This is a genomic window from Salinicola sp. CR57 (assembly GCF_003206585.1).
GTDB lineage: Bacteria > Pseudomonadota > Gammaproteobacteria > Pseudomonadales > Halomonadaceae > Salinicola > Salinicola lusitanus.
This window is the reverse complement of the sequence record NZ_PZJL01000001.1, coordinates 494,380-516,473: the sequence shown is the minus strand read 5'-3', so window position 1 is coordinate 516,473 and position 22,094 is coordinate 494,380. Positions and strand designations below refer to the sequence as shown.

21 protein-coding genes are annotated in these 22,094 nt (G+C 65.5%); 8 read left to right on the top strand and 13 right to left on the bottom strand.

The window, feature by feature from the left end; translation table 11 throughout:
- Nucleotides 1-240 precede the first annotated feature (240 nt).
- Nucleotides 241-852 carry a superoxide dismutase gene (locus DOM56_RS02400; RefSeq protein WP_110707315.1) on the top strand — a complete coding sequence of 204 codons (612 nt, stop codon included), beginning with the start codon at nucleotides 241-243 and terminating at the stop codon, nucleotides 850-852.
- Between the two features lie 176 nt (nucleotides 853-1,028).
- Nucleotides 1,029-2,087, top strand: a complete 1,059-nt coding sequence (locus tag DOM56_RS02395) for a siderophore-interacting protein (RefSeq protein WP_110707314.1) — start codon at nucleotides 1,029-1,031, stop codon at nucleotides 2,085-2,087.
- A 9-nt stretch (nucleotides 2,088-2,096) separates the two neighbouring features.
- On the opposite strand, the gene DOM56_RS02390 is transcribed toward DOM56_RS02395, so the two are convergent.
- The 6 genes from DOM56_RS02390 to DOM56_RS02365 form a co-directional block, all read right to left on the bottom strand.
- Nucleotides 2,097-2,948 (bottom strand): M23 family metallopeptidase, encoded by an 852-nt coding sequence (locus DOM56_RS02390; RefSeq protein WP_232822140.1) that lies wholly within the window; start codon nucleotides 2,946-2,948, stop codon nucleotides 2,097-2,099.
- Nucleotides 2,949-3,044: 96 nt separating this feature from the next.
- A complete protein-coding gene (locus DOM56_RS02385; RefSeq protein ID WP_232822139.1) occupies nucleotides 3,045-4,715 on the bottom strand; it encodes a methyl-accepting chemotaxis protein in 1,671 nt (556 codons plus the stop codon).
- Between the two features lie 247 nt (nucleotides 4,716-4,962).
- Complete coding sequence (phoR, locus tag DOM56_RS02380) at nucleotides 4,963-6,300, bottom strand: phosphate regulon sensor histidine kinase PhoR (RefSeq protein WP_110707313.1); 1,338 nt, start codon at nucleotides 6,298-6,300, stop codon at nucleotides 4,963-4,965.
- Nucleotides 6,301-6,308: 8 nt separating this feature from the next.
- Nucleotides 6,309-6,998, bottom strand: coding sequence for a phosphate regulon transcriptional regulator PhoB (gene phoB / locus DOM56_RS02375; protein ID WP_110601779.1), 690 nt, complete (start codon nucleotides 6,996-6,998; stop codon nucleotides 6,309-6,311).
- A gap of 145 nt (nucleotides 6,999-7,143) precedes the next feature.
- Complete coding sequence (gene ubiA / locus DOM56_RS02370) at nucleotides 7,144-8,037, bottom strand: 4-hydroxybenzoate octaprenyltransferase (RefSeq protein WP_110707312.1); 894 nt, start codon at nucleotides 8,035-8,037, stop codon at nucleotides 7,144-7,146.
- Nucleotides 8,038-8,120: 83 nt separating this feature from the next.
- On the bottom strand, nucleotides 8,121-8,603 hold the full coding sequence (locus tag DOM56_RS02365; protein ID WP_348627085.1) for a chorismate lyase: 483 nt from the start codon (nucleotides 8,601-8,603) through the stop codon (nucleotides 8,121-8,123).
- 221 nt (nucleotides 8,604-8,824) lie between these two features.
- Between DOM56_RS02365 and DOM56_RS02360 the strand changes: the two genes are divergently transcribed.
- The 3 genes from DOM56_RS02360 (at nucleotide 8,825) to DOM56_RS02350 (ending at nucleotide 10,956) form a co-directional block, all read left to right on the top strand.
- Nucleotides 8,825-10,027 carry an FAD-dependent oxidoreductase gene (locus tag DOM56_RS02360; protein ID WP_110707310.1) on the top strand — a complete coding sequence of 401 codons (1,203 nt, stop codon included), beginning with the start codon at nucleotides 8,825-8,827 and terminating at the stop codon, nucleotides 10,025-10,027.
- Between the two features lie 168 nt (nucleotides 10,028-10,195).
- Nucleotides 10,196-10,471 (top strand): HU family DNA-binding protein, encoded by a 276-nt coding sequence (locus DOM56_RS02355; RefSeq protein WP_035472794.1) that lies wholly within the window; start codon nucleotides 10,196-10,198, stop codon nucleotides 10,469-10,471.
- Nucleotides 10,472-10,599: 128 nt separating this feature from the next.
- The gene (locus DOM56_RS02350; protein ID WP_110707309.1) at nucleotides 10,600-10,956 is read left to right on the top strand and encodes a hypothetical protein; all 357 of its coding nucleotides are present in this window, start codon (nucleotides 10,600-10,602) and stop codon (nucleotides 10,954-10,956) included.
- A 106-nt stretch (nucleotides 10,957-11,062) separates the two neighbouring features.
- Here DOM56_RS02350 and DOM56_RS02345 read toward each other — a convergent pair whose 3' ends face one another.
- From DOM56_RS02345 to trpB, 4 genes are all read right to left on the bottom strand, one after another.
- Nucleotides 11,063-11,662 carry a YceI family protein gene (locus DOM56_RS02345; protein ID WP_232822138.1) on the bottom strand — a complete coding sequence of 200 codons (600 nt, stop codon included), beginning with the start codon at nucleotides 11,660-11,662 and terminating at the stop codon, nucleotides 11,063-11,065.
- A gap of 77 nt (nucleotides 11,663-11,739) precedes the next feature.
- A complete protein-coding gene (locus tag DOM56_RS02340; RefSeq protein WP_110707308.1) occupies nucleotides 11,740-12,447 on the bottom strand; it encodes a pirin family protein in 708 nt (235 codons plus the stop codon).
- Nucleotides 12,448-12,577: 130 nt separating this feature from the next.
- Nucleotides 12,578-13,453 carry a tryptophan synthase subunit alpha gene (gene trpA, locus DOM56_RS02335; protein WP_110707307.1) on the bottom strand — a complete coding sequence of 292 codons (876 nt, stop codon included), beginning with the start codon at nucleotides 13,451-13,453 and terminating at the stop codon, nucleotides 12,578-12,580.
- Complete coding sequence (gene trpB, locus DOM56_RS02330) at nucleotides 13,450-14,778, bottom strand: tryptophan synthase subunit beta (protein ID WP_110707306.1); 1,329 nt, start codon at nucleotides 14,776-14,778, stop codon at nucleotides 13,450-13,452. The genes trpA and trpB overlap by 4 nt, the downstream gene beginning before the upstream one ends.
- A 113-nt stretch (nucleotides 14,779-14,891) precedes the next feature.
- Here trpB and DOM56_RS02325 point away from each other — a divergent pair, with 113 nt between their 5' ends.
- Complete coding sequence (locus DOM56_RS02325; RefSeq protein ID WP_110707305.1) at nucleotides 14,892-15,794, top strand: LysR family transcriptional regulator; 903 nt, start codon at nucleotides 14,892-14,894, stop codon at nucleotides 15,792-15,794.
- Here DOM56_RS02325 and DOM56_RS02320 read toward each other — a convergent pair.
- Nucleotides 15,785-16,669: an oxygenase MpaB family protein gene (locus DOM56_RS02320; protein WP_110707304.1), complete on the bottom strand. Its 885-nt coding sequence runs from the start codon at nucleotides 16,667-16,669 to the stop codon at nucleotides 15,785-15,787. The two genes, DOM56_RS02325 and DOM56_RS02320, sit on opposite strands and share 10 nt — an antisense overlap.
- A 15-nt stretch (nucleotides 16,670-16,684) precedes the next feature.
- The gene (locus DOM56_RS02315; RefSeq protein WP_110707303.1) at nucleotides 16,685-17,758 is read right to left on the bottom strand and encodes a DUF4105 domain-containing protein; all 1,074 of its coding nucleotides are present in this window, start codon (nucleotides 17,756-17,758) and stop codon (nucleotides 16,685-16,687) included.
- Nucleotides 17,759-18,076: 318 nt separating this feature from the next.
- Between DOM56_RS02315 and yccS the strand changes: the two genes are divergently transcribed.
- The gene (gene yccS / locus DOM56_RS02310; RefSeq protein WP_232822164.1) at nucleotides 18,077-20,299 is read left to right on the top strand and encodes a YccS family putative transporter; all 2,223 of its coding nucleotides are present in this window, start codon (nucleotides 18,077-18,079) and stop codon (nucleotides 20,297-20,299) included.
- Between the two features lie 104 nt (nucleotides 20,300-20,403).
- On the opposite strand, the gene DOM56_RS02305 is transcribed toward yccS, so the two are convergent.
- Complete coding sequence (locus tag DOM56_RS02305) at nucleotides 20,404-21,447, bottom strand: zinc-dependent alcohol dehydrogenase family protein (RefSeq protein ID WP_110707301.1); 1,044 nt, start codon at nucleotides 21,445-21,447, stop codon at nucleotides 20,404-20,406.
- Between the two features lie 169 nt (nucleotides 21,448-21,616).
- On the opposite strand from DOM56_RS02305, the gene DOM56_RS02300 reads away from it, so the two are divergent.
- A complete protein-coding gene (locus tag DOM56_RS02300; RefSeq protein WP_110707300.1) occupies nucleotides 21,617-22,081 on the top strand; it encodes an Lrp/AsnC family transcriptional regulator in 465 nt (154 codons plus the stop codon).
- Nucleotides 22,082-22,094: the final 13 nt, after the last annotated feature.

Genomic DNA, 22,094 nt, shown 5'->3' with positions numbered 1-22,094 from the left:
GGTTGAAAGCCGCTCCGGGACACGCCATCTAGACTGAACGGCAGGGAGATTTGCCGAAGTGGTGAAATCGGTTTCGCCCAGCCTTCGGAAAATCTTTTTGAAATCAAAGTGATATTTTATCGTGGCAACGCTGTGCGAAGATCGGGCTCGCTTGACACCGCGACGCGTTGCTCACTATTTTGATTCACCCGAGAGGCGCCCACGTCGGGCAATGCCTCCTCATGAAAGGGAGTTTTGATCATGGCTCATAGCTTACCGTCGCTACCCTACGCCTATGACGCGCTGGAACCCAAGATCGACGCGATGACGATGGAGATTCACCACTCTCGTCACCATCAGACTTACGTCAACAACCTCAACGCCGCGCTGGAAGGCACCGGGCTCGAAGAGGTGCCGGTCGACAAGCTGATGGCCGATATCGACAAGGTGCCGCAGGACAAGCGCCAGGCTGTCATCAACAATGGTGGCGGCCACGCCAACCACTCCCTGTTCTGGACCGTGATGTCCAAGGATGGCGGTGGCGAGCCGACTGGCAAGGTGGGCGAGGCCATCAGCAGCGAGCTGGGCGGCTACGAGACCTTCCAGGAAGAGTTCAAGAAGGCGGCAACCGGTCGTTTCGGCAGCGGCTGGGCATGGCTGGTGGTGACACCCGAGAAGAAGCTCAAGGTCATCAACACCCTCAACCAGGACAGCCCGCTGATGGAAGGCCTGACGCCGATCCTGGGACTGGACGTCTGGGAACACGCCTACTATCTGAAGTACCAGAACAAGCGTCCGGACTATATCGCGGCGTTCTTCGACGTCATCAACTGGGATGAAGTCAACCGTCGCTACGCCGAAGCGACTGCCTGATCATCGGGCCGATGTCTCGATGGTAGGCCGTTTCAGGATGCCCCCACCTCGGGGGCATCTTGCGTTGGTACCCGCTTTGGCAAGGATTCCCCCCGTAGCGCCTTTTCTGATACGCTGATCGCGCTGGCGTCCTGCCGGCTCCGCTCATCGATCCACCCTCGCGACGATCCGATACCATGACTGCACAACGCTGCGACGCCACGCTGACGCTTACCGATGTGAATGATTTTCGATTGCGCCTGATATCGTTTCTGGATGAGTACGATGTGGCCTATCGCAGCGACGAGCGCCAGGTGGCGATCGACCTGCCGGGCGGCGAAGCGCGTTTCTCGGTGAGCCGGGTCGGCCTTCACCTCGAGGCGGAGGCCGACGCGAGAGATGGATTGGAGACGCTGCGCGGCATCATCGAGCACTACGTCTCGCTGTTCGCTGGCGAGAACGCCCTGCCGCTGCACTGGCATGGAGACGTGGTGGCGGCACCGACCTTCGCCAATTTTCGCGAGATGCGGGTGACCCGGGTCGAGGAGCTTAGCCCCAGCATCCGTCGTTTGACTCTGAGTGGCGAAAACCTGGCGCGCTTCGATCATCCGCAAGAGTGGCACGTGCGGCTGCATTTCCCCCCGGTCGGCATCGATCGCCCCCAGTGGCCCCGACCCACCGCGGAAGGTGGTACCCAATGGCCGCCGGAAGATCGACGGGCCGAGATTCGCTACTACACCATTCGCCGCCTGGACGTCGTCAGCGGCGAGGTGGATATCGATTTTCTGCTACACGAAGCCCCGGGGCCGGGAGGCGATTTCGCCCGCCGAGCCAAACCGGGCGACATCTGTGGCATGGCTGGTCCCTACGGCCGGGGCGTCGCCGACGCATCCCACTACCTGCTGGCCGGCGACGAGACGGCCATTCCCGCCATCGCGCGGTTGCTGGAGACATTGCCGGCGAGCGCGCAGGTCGAGGCGTGGCTGGAGGTCGAATCGCCGGTGGACGAGCTGGAACTGCCGGTCGCCGATCACTGCCGCATCAGTTGGCGGCACCGCTGTCGCGGTCACGCGCCGAGCGAGCAGCTTGCCTCGGCAGTGGTCGAGGCGATGCCCGATACCCGCGACGATCTGTTCGTCTGGTTCGCCGGTGAAGCCGATGTCAGCCAACGCCTGCGCAAGCGTCTTAAACAGGAGTTCGGGCTGCAGAAGGGGCAGCACTTGGTGACAGGCTATTGGAAGAGAGAGGCCGGCTGAGTCCAGCGCCTACCGAGTTCGTTCGAGTACCAGCAGCGGATCGATCCGGGTATCGAACCAGTTCATGCCCCAGTGCAGGTGGGGCCCGGTGGCGCGCCCGGTCGCCCCCACTGCACCGATCACGTCGCCCTGCTCGACGCGATCGCCGACCTTCACGTCGATCCGCGACAGATGCAGGAAGTTGGAGCTGATGCCATAACCGTGGTCGAGCAGCACCGTACCGCCGGTCAGATAGAGATCGTCGGCAAAGGTGATCACGCCGCTCGCCGGGGCCTTGACCGGCGTGCCCTCGGCGGCGGCGATGTCCATGCCCGAGTGCGCCGATCCCGGCGTGCCGTTGTAGATGCGCTGGTTGCCGAAACGCCCGCTGATGCGCCCCTCCACCGGCCAGACGAAGGTCTGGGCGAACCCCACTCGGTCGTCGTTGCGCTTTCGCTCGGCGCTGACGGCGGCCTGCTCGCGGGCAATGCGGGCGGCGATCTCCGGTGGCGGCGAGACGGTCCTGGGCGGCACGCCGTCAATGCGTTCGATCGGCCAGTCCCGGGGCGTGATCGCGACCGCCGCGCTCTGCTGGCGACCATCCGGTGTGGTGATCGACACCGTCTGACGACCACTGGCATCGCGGCCGACACCGAAGACCACGGTGCCATAGCCGGTAACCCGGAGATCGTGTCCCGCCACGGTGACCTGACTGCCGGGCGGCACGCGTCCGATCACCATCGAGCCCTGCTGGACGCTGTCGGGGAAGGTGACCGGCACCGCATCGGCGCGTGTTTCGACCACGACGCTCGACAGCAGCAGCATGAAGACGGTGGCGCCGAGTCGTCGGCACCACCAGAGAGAGGCGGGGATCGATATCACCTTTCGGCACTCCGTATCGCGGGATGCCGCCACCATAACCCGAGCCGGTAGCGGAAGACACGCGGATGGGAGACGGGACCGAGCCGAGAGGGCGCTCTAGAACGACTCCCAATCGTCGTTATCGCTCGGTGTAGAGCGTGTCGCGCTCTTGCCACCCGGCGAGGAGGCCGCCGCCAATATCGGCGCCGGGGTCGAGGGTGACGGCGAGCGATAGCGCGATACCATCTCATCGTATTCGACATCGGGGATCTTGAACCCGGCCAGTGCCCGCTCCAGTGTCGCCACCTGCGCATTGAGCGTGGCGGCGGCGGCCGATGCCTGCTGCACCAGTGAGGCGTTCTGCTGGGTGACGTGATCCATCTGCACGACGGCCTCGTTGACCTGGTCGATACCGTTGGACTGTTCGCCGGAAGCGATCGAGATCTCCTCGATCAGATCGGTCATGCGGGCCACCGAATCCACGGCACGACGAATGGTCTCGCCGGCCTGCCCGACGATCTCGGAACCGGCGCCGATCTTGCGATTCGAGGCATCGATCAGCTCGCGGATCTCGCGGGAGGCCTCGGCGCTGCGGCTGGCCAGGGTGCGGACTTCATTGGCGACGACCGCGAATCCCCGGCCCTGCTCGCCGGCCCGGGCGGCTTCCACCGAGGCGTTGAGCGCCAGGATATTGGTCTGGAAGGCGATCGAGTCGATCACGCCGACGATCTCGGTGACCCGGCGCGAGCTGTCGGTGATGCCCTGCATAGTCGAGACGACCTGATCCATCATCTCGCCGCCCTCCGCGGCGGTGGCGCGGGCCTCACCGGCCAGACCGCTCGCCTGGCGGGCGTTGTCGGCATTCTGGCGTACGGTCTGGGTCAGTTCCTCCATGCTGGAGGCCGTCTCGCCGACGGATGCCGCCTGCTGTTCGGTTCGCGCCGCCAGATCCTGGTTGCCGCTGTGGATCTGGCCCACGCCGACGGTGATGGTGGTCGAGGCGTGGCGAACGTTGGTCATCGATTCGGCCAGGTGAATCCGCATGCCCTCGATGGCTGCGAGCAGGCTGTGGCGGTCGCCGGCGCCGATCTTCAGCGCGGTGGTGAGATCGCCCTCGGCCATGCCTTGGATCGCGTCTCGCGCCTGGCGCGGGTCGCCTCCCAGGTCGCCCAGCACGTTGCGGATGATCCAGCCCATGATCAGCGTGATGATGATGCCGATGGCACCGGCGATCAGGCTCATCTTCAACACGCCGGCCCAGAACGCCTGCTGGATGTCGCTGATATAGACGTTGGCGGCGAGATACCAGTCCCACTCGGGGACGTAGCGCACGTAGTTGAGGCGCGATATGTCCTGGCCATCGGCGTTGGTGGAGGTGTACTCCAGGGTGCCATCGTCGGGGGAGTCCGCCAGCGCCTTGAGCTCGCGATAGAAATAGATGCCGTTGTCGTCGCGGAAACCGCTCATGTCCGTGCCGATTTCGCGCTTGGGGTGATAGACCAGATGGATGTTGCTGTCGAAGGCGTAGACATAGCTGCCGTCGAGATCCAGGGCCGACAGGTTCCTGCGCGCGAAATCCTTGGCGGCTTGTTCGGAGAACTCGCTATCGTTGGCGCGTTCGACATAACGCTCGACCAGTGTCTGGGCGCTGGTCACGAAGCTCTTGAGACTGCTGACGCGCTCGGCCATCAGTGTCTCGCGCTTCTCCAGGGCCATCCAGCCCACCAACACCAGCATGCCGAACCACATCAGTCCCACCGTGATCCAGAGTTTTTGCCGCATCGTCATCGCGAAAACCGTCCCTTTCCTAGCTACCTGCCGATTCATATGGAGGATTAAACTAATAATCCGCCCACTTTATCGGCAGCCTCTAATCAAGATTGAGAGATCGATTCCTACGATTTCGGTGTGATGCGCTTGGTCTGGTCTGGTCTGGTCTGGTCTGGCCGTGGCACGCCGTGCGTTGCCCGACGCGGTTCGGCGATCGTGCCGGCATGGGTGGAGGGGCGTCCGCCGTGGGTAGCGACGGCCTCGTTCAGGGGGATGGCGCCGACCCTGTGTCAGCGCCGACCAGTCGCGTAGCGGGGAACACGCAGCGGAAGCGCGCGCCGAGCCCCGGGCGGCTGACGATTTCCAGGCTGGCGTCGTGGCGCAGCAGCACGTGCTTGACGATGGCCAGGCCCAGCCCCGTGCCGCCGGTGGCGGCGCTGCGGCCCTTGTCGACGCGATAGAAGCGCTCGGTCAGTCGCGGAATATGGACGGGATCGAAACCCTCGCCGTTGTCTTCCACTTCGATGGCGGCGCCGTCGTGCCAAGGCTTCCAGCGCAGGGTGATGGTGCTGCCTTCCGGTGTGTAGCGAACGGCGTTGAAGACCAGGTTGGAGACGGCACTGCGTATCTCCTTGGTGTTCGCCAGCAGCCGTCGCGACTCGTCGGCTTCTATCGACAACTGGTGGTGTTGTGCGCTCAACTCCCGGGCATCGGCGACGATATCGTGGAGCAGCGTCGTCACGTCCAGCGTATCGCGGTCGTCGTCGGGGCTATCGATCTCGAGCCGCGACAGCAGCAGCAGATCCTCGACCAGGTGCTGCATGCGCATGGTCTGCGCCTGCATCTGGCCGAACCCGCGCTGCCAGCGCTGGGGCAACTGGTCGGCGTGGTCCGAGTAGGTTTCGAGATAACCGGCCAGCACCGTCAGTGGCGTGCGCAGCTCATGGGAGACGTTGGCGACGAAGTCGCGGCGCATCATCTCCAGCTGATGCAGCCGGGACACGTCCCGCGCCATCAGCAGGCGTTCGTTGTCGCCGAACAGGGTGAGATGGAACTGCAGGGTACGATTGGCCTGGACCGGGGAGGGAATCAGTAGCGGCTCGCGATAGTCGCCCGTCTCGAAGTAGGCGATGAAACGGGGATCGCGCAGGAAGTTGGTGATCGGCTGACCGCGGTCGTGATCGGGCTGCAGGCCGAGCATGTCGCCGGCGGCGCTGTTCCACCACTCCAGGTCGCCATTGGGATCCAGCATCACCACGCTGTCGCGCATCGCCTCGCAGGAGTCCTGGATGCGCCGCAGAATATCGCGCAGTCGTTGCTGCAGCTGGGTCTGGGCTTTCTGATAGTGATACAGGCGATCGAACAGGTCGCCCCAGACTCCGGTGCCGGGTGGTGGCGCCTCGCGGGGATTCTTCAGCAGCCAGACATAGAGCATGCGCACGTGGCACAGGTGGAGGAAGACATAGAGCCCCAGGCCAGCCGCTAGCCCCCAGCCCAGCCCGGCGAGCAGGTCGCCGCCCAGCTTGCCGAGCAACAGTCCCATGGCGCCGAGCCCGAACAGCATGTAGCCGAGGCGCCACAGTTCGTTGATCCAGTAGCGCACGTCCTGACTTACTCCCTGACCGAAAAGCGGTAGCCGGTGCCGCGCACGGTCTGGACCAGATGCTGGTGCGCTTCGCCGAGGGATTTGCGCAGCCGGCGGATATGCACATCGACGGTACGCTCTTCCACGTAGACGTTGCCGCCCCAGACCTGATCCAGCAACTGGCTGCGGGTGTAGGCACGTTCCTGGTGGGTCATGAAGAACTGCAGCAGACGATACTCGGTCGGGCCGATCTCCAGGGCGCCACCATGGGAGGTGACGCGGTGGCTGGAGGGGTCGAGCCGCAGCCCCTCGACCTCGACCGCCTCCTCGATACCCGGCGGCGTGGCCCGGCGCAGTACCGCCTTGAGTCGGGCCACCAGCTCGCGCGGCGAAAAGGGCTTGGTGATGTAGTCGTCGGCGCCCGCCTCCAGCCCCTGGACCTTGTTGTCCTCTTCACCCTTGGCGGTGAGCAGGATGATCGGCATCTCGGCGGTAGCCTCCTCGCGCTTCAGCCGACGCGCGAGCTCGATGCCGCTGGTGCCGGGCATCATCCAGTCGAGCAGCATCAGGTCGGGTTTCTGGTCCAGCGCCATGGCGTGGCCGGTCTGGGCGTTGTCGGCTTCCAGCACGCGATAATCGGCCATTTCCAGGGCAACGGCGATCATTTCGCGGATAGATGCTTCATCGTCAACGATGAGTACGGTCTTGGAGCTCATGCGTAGTGCCTCGAGTGAGCCGCCGGTTCGCTTTGTTGCGTGGCGTCGATGACGCCATCGGACGTAGCGACCGGCCGTGACAGAACGGTGACGATTACATCGTGAGAATATGACATCGATATGACAGTTACGACAATCGCGTCCTTCAGACCGGCGGCCACAGCGCCAGGACCAGCCCGGCGAACAGCAAGAGTCCCGACCAGAAGTTGTTGAGGAAGGCCTGGAAGCAGGGGCCGCGCTCGCGCTCCCGGATCAGCCACTGCTGATAGACGAAGGTCGCCGCCATCGCTGCCAGCCCCAGCCAGAAGAACCCACCCAGTGCCAGCCGCGCTCCGACCCAGGCCAGCAGCGCCAGGGTCAGCAGCTGCAGCAGGCCGATGATCAGCTTGTCGGCGCGGCCGAACAGGCGCGCGGTGGACTTGACCCCGATCTTGATGTCGTCGTCGCGATCGACCATGGCATATTGGGTGTCGTAGGCCACGGTCCAGGCGACGTTGGCGAGCAGCAGCAGCCACGCCTCCAGCGGCAGGCTGCGGCTCACCGCCATGAACGCCATCGGGATGCTCCACGAGAATGCCATGCCCAGCACCACCTGGGGCAGGTGGGTGTAGCGCTTCATGAAGGGGTAGAGCGCGGCCAGCGCCACGCCGACGAAGGAGAGCAGCACCGTGGCCAGGTTGGTGAAGCAGACCAGCACGAAGGACGCCGCCACCAGCGCCGCGAACAGGAGCTTGGCTTCCTGCTCGCGGATGCGTCCGGTGGCCAGCGGGCGCTCCCGGGTGCGCTTGACGTGGCCGTCGATCTTGCGGTCGGCGTAGTCGTTGACCACGCAGCCGGCGGCGCGCATCAGATAGACGCCGAGCACGAAGATGATCAGGTTGGCGCGATCCGGCAGGCCGCCGGCGGCGAGCCACAGCGCCCACAGCGTCGGCCACATCAGCAGCCAGGTGCCGATCGGCTTGTCGAGCCGGGTCAGGCGCAGGAAGTCCGGCAGGCGGGCGAGGCCGCGGGGCGTGGAAGGGGAACCGGCGCTGGGCATACGAATCTCCGAAACGGCAAGGCCTCTGAATCGGCAACGACTTTACTGCAACTGCGGCCTCGCTTCGAGGTGGGAGCCGTCGTTCAGGTCGTCGGTCGTCGTCCCGGGAGAGCCAGGCCCAGGTCCTCCGCCATTTCGTGCAGGAAGCACTCCTGCACCAGCAGTTGAATGCTGCCGTGACGGAAACGTGACCGCCGCAGCCACACGCCCTCCGCGTCCGCGGAGACTCGCGCCACCTCGATCGGGTCGCGTTGCAGGTCGGGCTGCGCGAATAGCCAACTCCCCAGCGAACGCTCGCCCAGCGTGCGCAGGCGCCGACAACCGGTACGATCCAGTGGGGTGACCGAGCGCGCCGCCACCCACGGTCGCTCGCCGCTCATCAGCGTGACCTCGCGTATCCAGGCGAGGTCGGTCGGCGCCAGCCCCAAGGCAAGCGCCTCGTCGCGGCGCGGTCGTTCGACGCCCTGGTGTTCCAGCCTGACCCGGAAAGGGCGCCTGGAGGCCGCGACCAACCGGGCGGTGAGCGAATCGGTAGAGCCTACCCACTGCCACCAGGCGGCGCTCATGCAAGGTCGGCGGGTGACGGCGGGAACCCAGCGAATCCATCGCCAGGATCGTTCGGCGGGCGACATTGCATGGCAGTAACAAGCTGAGGGCACGCGAAGCGACTCCATCAGGACGCATCAGGGAAGCGCCGTGGAACGGTCAGGAACCACCGGGACGGCGCGGGTCGAAGGCGGCGTAGTGTAACATGAGGCCTCGAGACGACCGACCGACGAGCCCCGCAATGAGTCAATCCGATCCCTCCAGCGCGCCCCTGACGATCATCGGCACCGGCATGGCCGGCGTGGGCCTGGCCCGAGCCGTTCGGAGCCGTGATGGCGAGCGGCCGATCACCCTGATCAGTGCCGACAGTGGCGACGAGTACACCAAGCCGCTGCTCTCCAGCGCCTTCGCCAAGCGGCAGACGCCACAATCGCTGGCCATGCACGATGCGGTGGGCCTGGCCACGACGCTGAAGGCGCGGGTCCGTACCCGGACGCCCGTCGATGCCATCGACCCCGTCGGCCATCGGCTGATGATCGGTGCCGAGACGCTACCCTACGGCCAGCTGGTGCTGGCGACCGGAGCCGCCCCCCGGCAGCCGTTCGAGGTGGCATCCTCGCTGCGCGACCGGGTCTTTCAGATCAACGATCTCGATGACTACCGTCGCTTGCGCGGGGTGCTGGATCGCCACCCCGGCCAGCAGGCCCGCATCGCCATCATCGGCGCCGGGCTGGTGGGTTGTGAGTTCGCCAATGACCTCCATGCAGGAGGCCACCGGATCGCGCTGGTCGCGCCCGAGCCGGCGCCGCTGCCACGCCTGTTGCCACCACCGTTGGGGCGGGCCCTCGGCGAGGCCTTCGCCGAAGCCGGTATTAGCGGTTATTTCGAACGTCAGGTGACAGCGCTTCACGACGATGGCGACGGTGTGACGCTGGCACTCGACGATGGCGAAGTGCTGGCAGCGGATCTGGTGCTGGTCGCGACGGGGCTGTGCCCGCGTACCGGCCTGGCCGAGGCCGCAGGGCTGGCGGTGTCGCCGGCCGGTATCCTGACCGACCGCCGGCTCGCGACCAGTGCACCGGATATCTTTGCGCTGGGTGACGTGGCCTGTGTCGACGGGCTCGGCGCCCCGGCCGGCGGAGTGAGCGCCATGTACGTTCAGCCACTGCAGGCCGCGGTCAAGGCGCTGGCGGCAACGCTGACCGGGATACCGACCGAGGCGAGCTACGGCGCCTGGCCGGTGGTGGTCAAGACACCACTGCTACCGGTTGTCGCGCTGCCACCGCGCGAACCCCCGCACCGCTGGCGGATCGAGGGAGAGGCCAGCGATTTCAGCGCCCTGGCCGAGGATCAGGCAGGGCGGTTGCTGGGCTTCGCGCTGACCGGGCGCTGCGTTCGTCGTAAAGTCGAACTGGCGCGAGCTGCCCCCCCGTTGCTAGGCTAGCCTCGGTGGCTACGGTTGTATCAGCCATGAATCGTCACCTGATGCTGGACAAACCGCGCCCCGAGCGGCTTATTATGCGTTCGGAGGGCATTCCCCTCATCGAGAACAACAACTCGTTTTAGATGCGAGGCGTTTCAGGTGACGCCATAGCCAAACTAGGAGGGCTCTATGCGTAAGCCAGAACTCGCTGCGGCGATTGCCGAGCGTGCGGATCTTTCGAAGGACAAGGCCAGTCAGGTGCTGAACGTCATTCTCGACGAAATCACCGGTACGGTTTCCAAAGGTAGCGATGTCACTTTGATCGGTTTTGGTTCATTTACGGTTCGCGAGCGTGCCGCACGGACGGGTAAGAACCCGCAGACTGGCAAGCCGTTGAACATCCCGGCCAGCAAGACCGTGGCCTTCAAGCCCGGCAAGGCTCTCAAGGACGCCGTCAGCAAGTAAGTTCGGGTTTCGAATTCCCGAGTCGCTCATCCGCCAATGAGCGCAGCGATAGCCGATCCGTCCCGATGCCGGCGGGTCGGCATTATTCGATACATTCCCTGTCCTGTTGATCGGTCGTGCGAGGTGGCATGAAGCTCAAGTTGATGCTGTGGTGGCTTGGCGTGATGCTCAAACGTGCGCGCTCGCGCAAGACGGCATTCCGTGACACGCTGGAAAAGCTCCGTCGGTTCGACTGGGGTGTGGCCACCGAAGACCTGTCGATTGCTCGGCACTATCGCATGACGCCCCAGGCAATCCAGAGCGCTCCCGGTCTGCCGGTGGATCTGGCGCTGGAGCTACGCTTTCGTGACGCCGACAGCGCGACCCGCTTTCTCCGTAAACCGTCTCAGCGCGCCTTCCGAGAGGGGCTGTTCGATGGCCGCCTGCGGTTGGTGGGCGACTCCCGCGATCTGGAGCGACTGCAGGGACTGCTCAAGCATCTCTAGCCTATCTTGATGATGCGCCGGCCCTGAACCGCAGCGCCCCTGGCAGTGATGAACTGCCAGGGGCGCTTTTCGTCGGCCGGCGGGAATGCCCGTCAGCATCCCGTCTTTACTGTGCGGTGGACGGCTTGGCGGCTTCGGCTTCGCTCGACAGGCGAATGGTGATGTCATCGCTGACATTGGGCACATACTGATCCAGGCCGAAATAGCTGCGCTGAAGGGTCGTCTCGGCGTCGAAGCCCAGCGCCGGCACCTTCGCCATCGGATGCTCGCCAACGCCATTGAGCGTGGCGTGCAGCACGACCGGCTTGGTCACGCCCTTGACGGTCAGGTCGCCATGCACGTCGTACCGATCGTTACCCACCGATTCGATCTCGGTGCTCTTGAACGTGGCGTCGGGATACTGCGCAACGTCGAAGTACTCGCTGCCCAGGAACTCCTCGTTGAGTGCCGGCACCTTGGTGTCCACGGTCTTGACCGGAATGGTCACCTCGACACTGGAATTGGCGACGTCGTCCTCATCGAACTGAATGGTGCCGGTCACGTCCGAGAACGTGGCCGTCGGGTGAGAGAACCCGAAGTGGCTCCAGGAAGCCACGACGCTGGTATGCGTGGGATCCATTTGGTAAGTCGTGGTATCTGCCATCGCGCTGACGCTTGCCGTCGACGCCAGCAGGGCTGCAGCCAGGACGATCTTGTTCGACATCATCGGTAACTTCCTCGAGTTGGGTGGTCTTTCACGCTGTTCGAATGGCGGACACCCGTAGGTGGCCGCCAAGATTCAGATCAGGATATCGTCGGCAGATCGAATACCAGCACTTCGGCATCCTCGCCGTGTTCCAGGGTCACGCCTGGCTCTTCCACCAGCATCAGCGCATCGCCGCCCTCAAGCGCCTGGCCGTTGACGCTCACCTTGCCGCGCACCACATAGACGTAGCTCTGACGGCCATCGGCCAGTGCCAGCTCGACACGCTCGTCGGCGTCGAGCAGCGACGCGTAGATGAAGGCATCCTGCTGCAGGGTGAGCGAACCGTCGCGACCGTCAGGCGAGAGAATCAGGCACAGCCGGCCACGCTTGTCGGCATCCGTGAAATCCTTCTCGGCGTAGTGCGGGGTCAGGCCGCGCTCTCGGGGGAACAGCCAGATCTGCAGGAAGTGGACCGGTTCGCTGGTCGAGTGGTTGAACTCGCTGTGCTCGACGCCACTTCCCGTGGTCATGATCTGCACTCGGCCGGGGCCGATCGAGGAGCCGTTGCCCAGGGTGTCCCGATGACCCAGCTCGCCGCTCAGGACATAGGAGAAGATCTCCATGTCCTGATGGCCGTGCCGGCCAAAGCCTTGACCGGGCGCCACGCGATCTTCGTTGATGACCCGCAGTACGCTGAAGTGGACGTGCTTCGGATCGTGGTAGCCGGCGAACGAGAAAGAGTGATAGCTCTTGAGCCAGCCGTGATCGGCGTAACCGCGCTCGCCAGCGTGTCTGATCGTCAACATGGAGTGTCTCCTGGTTGCGGGCGCCGAGCGTCAGCCGCGGCGCGATGGAGACAGTGTATCGATCAATTAATCGAACAAAAGCGCGTTTTTATGCATGTATCGATGCGCAAAATCGAACGATTGCGCGCACTCAGGATTCGCCGATTCGCGCACCATGGATCGAATCGGCCAGTTCCCGGATCAACGCCAGCGCACTCTCCGGACCTGACTCGGCGAGTCGTTCGATCAGCGCGCTACCGACGACCACCGCGTCGGTGACCCTGGCAATGGCGGCGGCCGTGTCGCCGTCGCGCACGCCAAAGCCGACGGCGACAGGCAACGGCGACTGCCGCTTGAGATCGTCGAGCGCGCGACCCAGCTCCGCCGCGATATCGAGTCGCCGACTGCCGGTCACGCCGTTGAAGGCGATGCGATAGACGAAGCCGTCACCCTGCGCCAGCAGGGCCGGTAGTCGATCGGGCGGTGTCGTCGGCGCCACCAGCGGGATTCGCGCCAGACCCAGGTCGCGTGCCCTGGCCGTCAGCGCGGCGCCGTGCTCCGGCGGCAGATCGACCAGGATCAGTCCATCCACACCGGCCTCCGCTGCCGCTTGCAGGAAGCGATCCTCGCCGAAGCGCTGGAGCGGATTGAGATAACCCATCAGCACGATCGGCGTCTCCTCGTCGCGCTGGCGAAAATCGCGCACCATCTGCAGGGTTCGCGCCAGGGTCTGGCCATTCGCCAGGGCCCGCTGTCCGGCACGTTGGATGGCCACGCCGTCGGCCATCGGGTCGCTGAACGGCATCCCCAGTTCGATGATGTCGGCGCCCGCGGCCGGCAGCCGGGCGAGCAGGTCGCCGCTGGTGACGGGATCGGGGTCGCCGGCCATCACGTAGGTCACCAGCGCGGCGCGATTCTCGACACTCAGCGCCGCGAAACGGCGCGCCAGGCGTGAATCGGTCAGGGGAGAGACAGGGCGCGGGGTCTCGGTCTGCTGCGTGTCGATCGTCGATGACGGTGCGTTCATGATTCGGCCTCCTCGGGCATCAGGTGACGGGTGATGGTGTCCATGTCCTTGTCGCCGCGACCGCTCAGGCAGACCACGATGATCTGGTCCGCTTCCTGCCTGGCGGCCAGCCGCCCGGCGTGATGGAGCGCGTGGGCCGATTCCAGTGCCGGCAGGATCCCTTCCAGCCGGCAGCAGAGCGCGACGGCCTCGAGCGCCTCCTCGTCGGTGACCGCGACATAGCTCGCCCGGCCGCTGTCGTGAAGGTAGGCGTGCTCGGGGCCGATGCCGGGATAGTCGAGTCCCGCGGAGATCGAGTGCGCATCGCGAATCTGGCCGTCGTCGTCCTGCAGCAGATAGGTACGATTGCCGTGCAGGATGCCGGGCGCGCCGCCGTTGAGACTGGCGGCGTGGCGGCCGCTCTCCAGCCCTTCCCCGGCGGCCTCCACGCCGACCATGGCAACCGCCGCGTCGTCGAGAAAGGCATGGAACAGTCCCATGGCGTTGGAGCCGCCGCCGACGCAGGCGACCAGCGTGTCCGGCAGACGACCCTGCGCCGTCAGCAGCTGCTCGCGTGTCTCGAGACCGATCACCGTCTGGAAATCCCGCACCATGCGCGGATAAGGCGCGGGCCCCGCCACCGTGCCGATGATGTAGAAGGTGTCGTCGACGTTGGCGACCCAGTCGCGCAGCGCCTCGTTCATGGCGTCCTTGAGCGTCGCCGTGCCACTGTGGACCGGCACGATCTCGGCGCCGAGCAGGCGCATGCGCTGAACGTTGGGCTGCTGGCGCTCGATATCGGTCGCCCCCATGTAGATCACGCAACCCAGGCCGAGCCGCGCGGCGATCGTGGCGACGGCCACGCCGTGCATGCCGGCCCCGGTCTCCGCGATCAGCCGTTGGCGGCCCATGCGCTGCGCCAGCAGCGCCTGACCCAGGGCGTTGTTGATCTTGTGCGCGCCGGTGTGATTGAGATCCTCGCGCTTCAGGTAGATCCGCGCACCGCCGAAGTGTTCGGTCAGACGCTCGGCGAAATAGAGCGGAGTGGCGCGCCCCACGTAGTCGCGCTGAAGCTCCTCCAGCCTGGCCTGGAAGGCGGGGTCGAGGCGAGCCTCGTCATAGGCGGCTTCGATCTCGCCGATCAGCGGCATCAGCGTCTCGGCGACATAGCGCCCGCCGTAGCCCAGGTTCGACGGCGTGCCGTGGCCATCGTCCGCGCTGCCACCCAAAAATTCCCGGGGAAAATTTTTGACGTCGCGCCGGCGACGGCCCGAAGGGTGGCCGCCAGGAGTGGCGGGTACAAAAAAGCCGTTGTGGTCGGGGAGAGTCTTCAATGTCGAGTTCATCGTTCAGATCCGGTCATCGATTCGATGCCCCCAGACTAGGCTGGCGGCGAGAGGGAAAAAATCGATAAACTCTCCGCGTAATGTGAGAAAAAATCACCTAATGGGGGCCTGCGATGGCCACGTTACCGTCTCTCAATGCGTTGCGCGCGTTCGAGGCCACCGCCCGCCTGGGCAGCGTCAGTGCCGCCGCCGAGGAGCTTCATGTCACGCATGGTGCGGTGAGTCGCCAGTTGCGAACGCTGGGAGAACACTTTGGCGTCGAACTGTTCGAGAAGGCTGGGCGCGGGCTCGTGCCGACGAGTCACGGTCGTCTGCTATATCCTGCCGTCGGTGAGGCTTTCTCACGCTTGAGCGAGGGCTGCTCGGCGCTGACCCGCCATCTCGACGAGGCGCCGTTCACGCTGGCCTGTCCCGGCAGCCTGCTGGCACGCTGGTTGATCCCGCGGCTCGACCGGCTCAATGCCGACCTGCCCGAGCTGCGCCTGCGGGTGGTCTCCAGCGAAAACGAACTCGACCCGCGTCGCGAGGATGTCGATGCCACGCTGCGTTTCGCCGCGCCGCCCTGGTTTGATGACATGCCGGTGTTCGAACTGATGTCGGAGCGCATCGTCGCGGTCGCGACACCGGCGATCTGGACGACGGCAGCGAAGGGGTCGGCCAGGGCAATGCTCGAGGGGCTCACGCTGCTGGATACGGCGTCGCGGCCGCAAGCCTGGCCCCAGTGGGCAGCGGCCATGGGCGTCGATGACACGACGCTGGCCGACGCGCGCGCCAGGGGGCGTAGTTTCGAGCATCTCTACTATCTGCTGGAGGCTGCGCTGGCCGGCCTGGGCGTCGCCATCGCGCCCGAGTTGCTGGTGGCGAGCGAGCTGCACCAGGGACGGCTGATGGCGCCGTGGCCGGCGATCGAGACCGATGCGTCGCTGGGGCTGTGGCTGGCGCCCGGCATCGATACCCGGCGCGGCGAGCGCCTCGCCGAATGGTTGCGCCGCGAGCTGACCGGCGTTCAGCGCTGAGCCTGCTCCCTCGCCTGCATCCGTTCCAGGGCCCGGCGATAGGAGCCGTTGCGCACCGCCCAGCGCATCACCGGGGCGATGGCACGGATGCCGCCGCGAACCGCGTGGCGCTCGAGTCGCGACATCTTGAGGCTGAGCAGTGTCGCCGCCCAGGAGGGCAGCAGATCGATGCCGGCGCGCATGAACAGCGTCCCGGCCGACCGGAAGATCGGGTTGGGCGGCAAGGCGTGCAGCAGCACGTCGGTCACGTCGCGGGTCCGTGTGTCGCAGACGAGATACCGACGCTGACGTTCCAGATAGGCGTCGATCGCCGCGCGCGATCGGGGCACATGGCGCGCGCCCAGTGCCTCGGCGACGCGTGCGGTTTCATCGAAGTAGCGATCCTGGTTCTCGAGGCTGAGCCGGGGATTGCGATAGCGCATGTGGGCGGCCAGGAAGCGGCTCATTTCGGCCACGTGGACCCACACCAGCAGTTCGGGGTCGTTGGCGGCGTAGGGCGTGCCGTCGGCGGCGTGACCGTGGACGCCGTCGTGAACCCGGCGCACCCGCTCGATGACCCGCTCGGCGTCATCGCGGGCACCGAAGGTGGTGACGGCGATGAACTGGCTGGTACGGCGCAGCCGGCCGATCATGTCCTGGCGGAAGTGGGAGTGATCCCAGATGCCGGCCAGGGCCAGCGGGTGCAACGTCTGCAGCAGCAGCGCGCTGACACCGCCGCACATCATCGGCGTGAACTCGCCGTGGACCTGCCAGGCGACGGTATCCGGACCGAACAGGCCGGGATCGCCCTTGGGCTCGGTGTAGTCGACCCCGCCCAGCGTGCGGCCGGTCAGGTGGCTGATACGCTTTTCGATGGCGTCGCGCAGGGAAGTCATGGCATTGGGTTCGGGTCAGGGCGGTGACGCATGAACGGTCTCGCCGTCGGCGACGGGGACGCCATCGCGGATGGCGCGGGAAAAGGCCTCGCTCCCCGCATTGTACGGGATCTGCCGGGCGCGCGGATTGATATGGCCCCGCTGGCGCAGGAATTCGAGCGAATGGCTGCTGTCCAGCCCACCGATATCGTAGACGTACGCCGGCAGATAGCCGGAGAGAATCAGCCGGATATCCCTGGGCAGGCCCGGCACGATCTTGTCGACCATGTCGAAGACGATGGTGGTGCAGTTGCTGGTCAGGGTGTTGTAGAACGCGGGGTCCGCGCGCAGCCTGTCGGCTTCGTCGAGATAGGCCAAAAACAGCTCGCGCCGGGCGGCCGGCGACAGCCCCACGTTGTAGAGATAGACGTCTTCGCCTCTGACGTTGCTGCGCAGGCGCAGAATATCGTTCTCGTCGGCGGCGATCAGGTTGACCTCGAACTGCTTGAAGAAACCGCCGCTGATCGAGAACGCTTCATCGCGCTCGCGACGGATCTCCACCGAGAAGGTCAGATGCCGGCCATCGTCGAAGCCGAAGCTGACCAGGGTGTGGGCGATTGCCGGTCCCATCCAGTAGGAGACGATCATGTCGACACGGTCGAGCTGCGACAGATCGTACTCGCGGGTCTCCCAATGCGGTGTCGCGGTCTCCGGCGTATGCCACTCGAAATCGCGAACGTCATGTAGCGTCACCCGATCGCCCTCGCGCTCGTAGGAGAGCTGGCGGGCGACGTCGGGGGCCCAGTCGCGGTCGCTGCGGGGAGTCAAACCCTGCCACCAGGCAACGAGGGTGATCAGCGCGATGACGAAGCTGCAGCGTGCCGCCAGCGCGAGGTGCGGCCGCGCGCGTTGCCAGAGCGGCGCCAGCAAGGCAACGCCGCCGACCAGGCACCAGACGGCAAGGGTCGAGATCACCACGCCGGGCGAGCCGGGCAGCTCGAAGTGGATTGCGAGAGCGCCCCAGCCGATGGTGGCGATCAAGGCGATGGCGCGCACGCTGTGGCCGAGGATGCGAAGCGGGCGGCGAGTCGGACGAACGGAGAGGGCCATGGCGCTCCATGAGACGGTGGCGTACGGAGACCGCCAGTGCCCAACGGAAAGTGCGGGCGCGAGCGGCACCTCCTGCGGACACGGTGGCGGAAAGGAGCGATGGTGCCGGACAAGCGCGAGGGAATAAAGCGCTGTCGGAACTGTGGTGAATCGGGGTATCGGAGTTATACTAAAGTCTAATGCGTGATGCCGGGTTCGCATGCCGATAACGGCTACCACGCACTTGAGTTCGTTTCGGCTCTTCGACTCAAGACGCCTGTCAACTTCTTGTCCGACAGGCTATCGTGCCTCGAGAGCCAAGATCCTGGAGAAGCCGAGATTTCCGATTCGCTGTCCCACTCGCTGCGCCGTCTCTGGACGCTCGACAAGTTCGCCTACAGCCTTCGTGTCTTCCTCGCTTTCAGCGGTGCCATCGCGCTGAGCTGGACTCTCGATCAGATCGCGCTCGCCATCCCGCTGTTTCTGGGCATCATTGCCAGCGCCCTCTCCGAGACCGACGACAACTGGGAAGGCCGGGTCCGGGCCCTGCTGGTCACGCTGATCTGCTTCTTCGTCGCCTCCACCTCGGTGGAGCTGCTGTTCCCCTGGCCGTGGCTTTTCGCACCGGGGCTCGCGCTGTCCGCGTTCGTGCTGATCATGCTCGGTGCCATCGAGCAGCGCTATGCCACCATCGCTTCCGCCACGCTGATTCTCTCCGTCTACTCGATGATCAACATCGAGCAGCACGGCGGTACCACCGATGGCAATTTCTGGCATCAGCCGCTGCTGCTGGTCGGCGGCGCGGCCTGGTATGGCCTGATCTCGGTCATCTGGTGCCTGCTCTTCTCGCGCCAGCCGGTCAAGCAGAGCATGGCCCAGCTCTACCGTGAGCTGGGCGAGTACCTGATCATCAAGGCGACGCTGTTCGAGCCGCTGCGCGGGCTCGATGTGGAGGCCCGGCGCGTGGCGCTGGCGCGCCAGAACGGGCGGGTGGTGATGGCGCTCAATCAGGCCAAGGAGATGATCTTCCGGCGTCTCGAAGGCCAGCGTGGCAGCCGCAAGCTCAATCGCTACCTGCGACTCTACTTCATCGCCCAGGACATCCACGAGCGAATCAGCGCTTCGCACTACCCCTATTCGGCGCTGGCCGAGACCTTCTTCCACCACGACGTGCTGTTCCGCTGCCAGCGTCTGCTCGACCAGCAGGGGCGAGCCTGCAAACGGCTCGGCAAGGCGCTGCTGCTGCGTCAACCGTTCGACCACAGCCTGAGCGAGCAGGCTCTCGAGGACCTGCGCGCCTCGATCGTCTACCTGCGCGCCCAGCGCAACCCGGCGTGGACACCGCTGCTACGCTCGCTGCAGGCGCTGGCGCGCAATCTGGCCACGCTCGAGGATCAGCTCTCCAGCGCTCACAACCCCGACGCCGTCGTCGACCAGAAGGATGCGAGCCTGTTCAATCGTTCGCCCCGCAGCTTCAAGGATGCCTGGGAGCGGGTACGCCTCAACCTGACTTCGGGTTCGCCGACCTTCCGCCATGCGCTGCGGCTGTCGATCGCGCTGCTGGTCGGCTACGGCGTGCTGCACCTGGTTCACCCGACACAGGGCTTCTGGATTCTGCTCACCACGCTGTTCGTGTGCCGGCCCAACTTCGGTGCCACCCGGCGCTTCCTGCGTCAGCGCATCATCGGCACGGTGGTGGGGCTGGTGGTCGGCTGGGCGCTGATCAGCCTGTTTCCCGATCCGCTGATGCAGTCGCTGATCGCCATCGTCGCCGGTGTCGTCTTCTTCGCCAACCGCGAGAAGCACTACGTGATCGCGACCGCCGCCATCACCACGCTGGTGCTGGCGAGCTTCAACCAGGTCGGCGACGGTTTCGACCTGATCATGCCGCGGCTGATCGACACGCTCATCGGCGCGGTGATCTCGGGGCTCGCGGTATTCTTCATCCTGCCCGACTGGCAGGGACGCCGGCTCCACAAGGTGGCCGGCGCGGCGCTCACCGGCAGCAGTGCCTACCTGCGCGAGATCGTTCATCAGTACGAAGCCGGCAAGCAGGATGACCTCGCCTATCGCCTGGCCCGGCGCAACGCACACAACGCCGATGCCGCGCTCTCGACCGTGCTCGCCAACATGCTTCAGGAGCCCGGGCACTACCGCAAGAAGGATGCCGACGAAGGCTTTCGCTTCCTCGTCGTCTCGCACACGTTGCTGGGCTATCTCTCTGCGCTGGGGGCTCATCGTGGCGCGCTGGCGGCGAGCGAGAGCGATACCGACACCTACGTCGCCGCGCGCCGGCTTGCCGATGGTTTCGATGCCATCGCCGCCGGACTGAACGCCCGCGAGGCGATACCCGACTTCAAGACCGAACAGAACGACCTCGTCGCCATCTTCGAGCAGGAGCCGACCAGTGCCCAGGATGACGGCGACGACGAGCGTCGCCTGATCCAGGCGCAGCTCGCCCATATCAGCCGCCAGCTGGTGCCGATGAGTGAAGCCGCGGCGCGCCTGATCGAGACCCAGACGCAGACCGCGCACGACGAGAAGGCGGTCGAGGCGAGTTGAGACGCCGGGCGCCGTGGCCGCGCCTTGAAGTCTGGATCTGCCCATCCCTGCCGGCCTCGTCGGCCAAACAGCAGCGGATCGGCGGGAGGCTTCTTCCTGCAGGCCTAGCGGAAGTCGGTGATCACCGTGGCCCCTACGCCCTGGAACGAATCCATCGCCATCAACGCCGCCGGTGCTTCGGTCAGGCTGATGCGCTGGCCGACCAGGCGCGCCGGGTCGAGACGGCCATGGCGGACCATGTCGAGCATGGCGCCGTAGCGGTGCGCCTGCATACCGTGGCTGCCCAGAATCTCCAGCTCCTCGGCGATGACCCGGTGCATGGGCAGCGGCGGCGACTGCTGGTCACCCGCCATCAGCCCCACCTGCACGTGCTTGCCGCGAGTACGCAGGCTCAGGATCGAGTTCTGGCAGGTGAGCTGGCTACCCAGCGCATCCAGGGAGACGTGGGTACCGCCCTGGCTCAGCTCGCGTACCGCCTCGACAACGTCGGCACACTGCCGCGCGTTAAGGGTCGCCGTGGCGCCGAGCTCTTGGGCCAGGCGCAGCTTGGCGTCGTCGATATCGATCGCCACCACCTGGGCACCCAGGGCGCTGGCGATCATGATCGCCGAGAGACCGACCCCGCCGCAGCCATAGACGCTGACCCACTGCCCGCCGCTGACCCGGCCCTGATCGACCACCGCCCGGAAGGAGGTGGCGAAACGACAGCCGAGACCCGCGGCGGTGGCGAAATCCATGCTCTCTGGCAGCGCGACCAGGTTGAGATCGGCATGCTGCAGGCTGGTGTACTCGGCGTAGGAGCCCCACTGGGTGAAACCGGGCTGCACCTGGTGGTGGCACACCTGCTGATGGCCGCTGCGGCACTCGTGGCAGGCGCCGCAGCCGCTGACGAAGGGCACTGTGACCCGCGCCCCCGGCTGCCAGCGGGTGACATCCTTGCCCACCGCGACGATGGTGCCGGCCAGCTCGTGCCCGGGGACGTGGGGCAGCACGATGTCACTGTCGTGCCCCATCCAGGCGTGCCAGTCGCTGCGGCACAGCCCCGACGCTTCCACTCGCACCACCACGCCGTGGGGCTCGGGAGAGGGATCGGGAACGGTTTGCAGGCTGGGGGGTGTCTGGAAGCTTTCGAAGACCACGGCTTTCATGGCGATGAACTCATGCGTTAAAGGATTGAGTGGAAGCGGCGTCAAGAACGGCTGAGCGTAGGAGACAGGCTACCTCAGATGGCCGAAATATCTTTGCCTTCTTGCCCCGTTTTCCCGCCAAGTGGCAAGCTTGTTCTATCGACATGCCAAGATTGAGAAGGATTTTCCCTTGAAGCCGCTGGATGACATCAACCTTCGCCTGCTGGATCTGCTCCAGCAGGATGGCCGCATGACCAACGCCAAGCTGGCCGAGCGCCTGGCGCTGAGCGAGACGCCGTGCTGGCGGCGGCTCAAGCGGCTGGAGGAGGAGAAGCTGATCACCGGCTATCAGGCCAACCTGGATCGCAAGCGGCTGGGGCTGGGGGTGCTGGCCTTCGTCCAGCTCAACTGCTCGGAGCACCACGCGGGCTCGGTGGAGGCGTTCGAGCGGATCATCAATGCCAGTCCCAATATTCTCGCCTGCCACAACACCACCGGCGATGACGACTTCCTGCTGATCATCGTGGCCAAGGACCTGGACGACTACAGCCGGTTCGTGGAGCGCGAGCTGCGACGGCTGCCGGGGGTGACCAATATCCGCTCCAGCCTGTCGCTGCGCGAGGTGAAGTCGACCAACCGGCTGCCGCTGGGCTGAGATACCCGTGCCG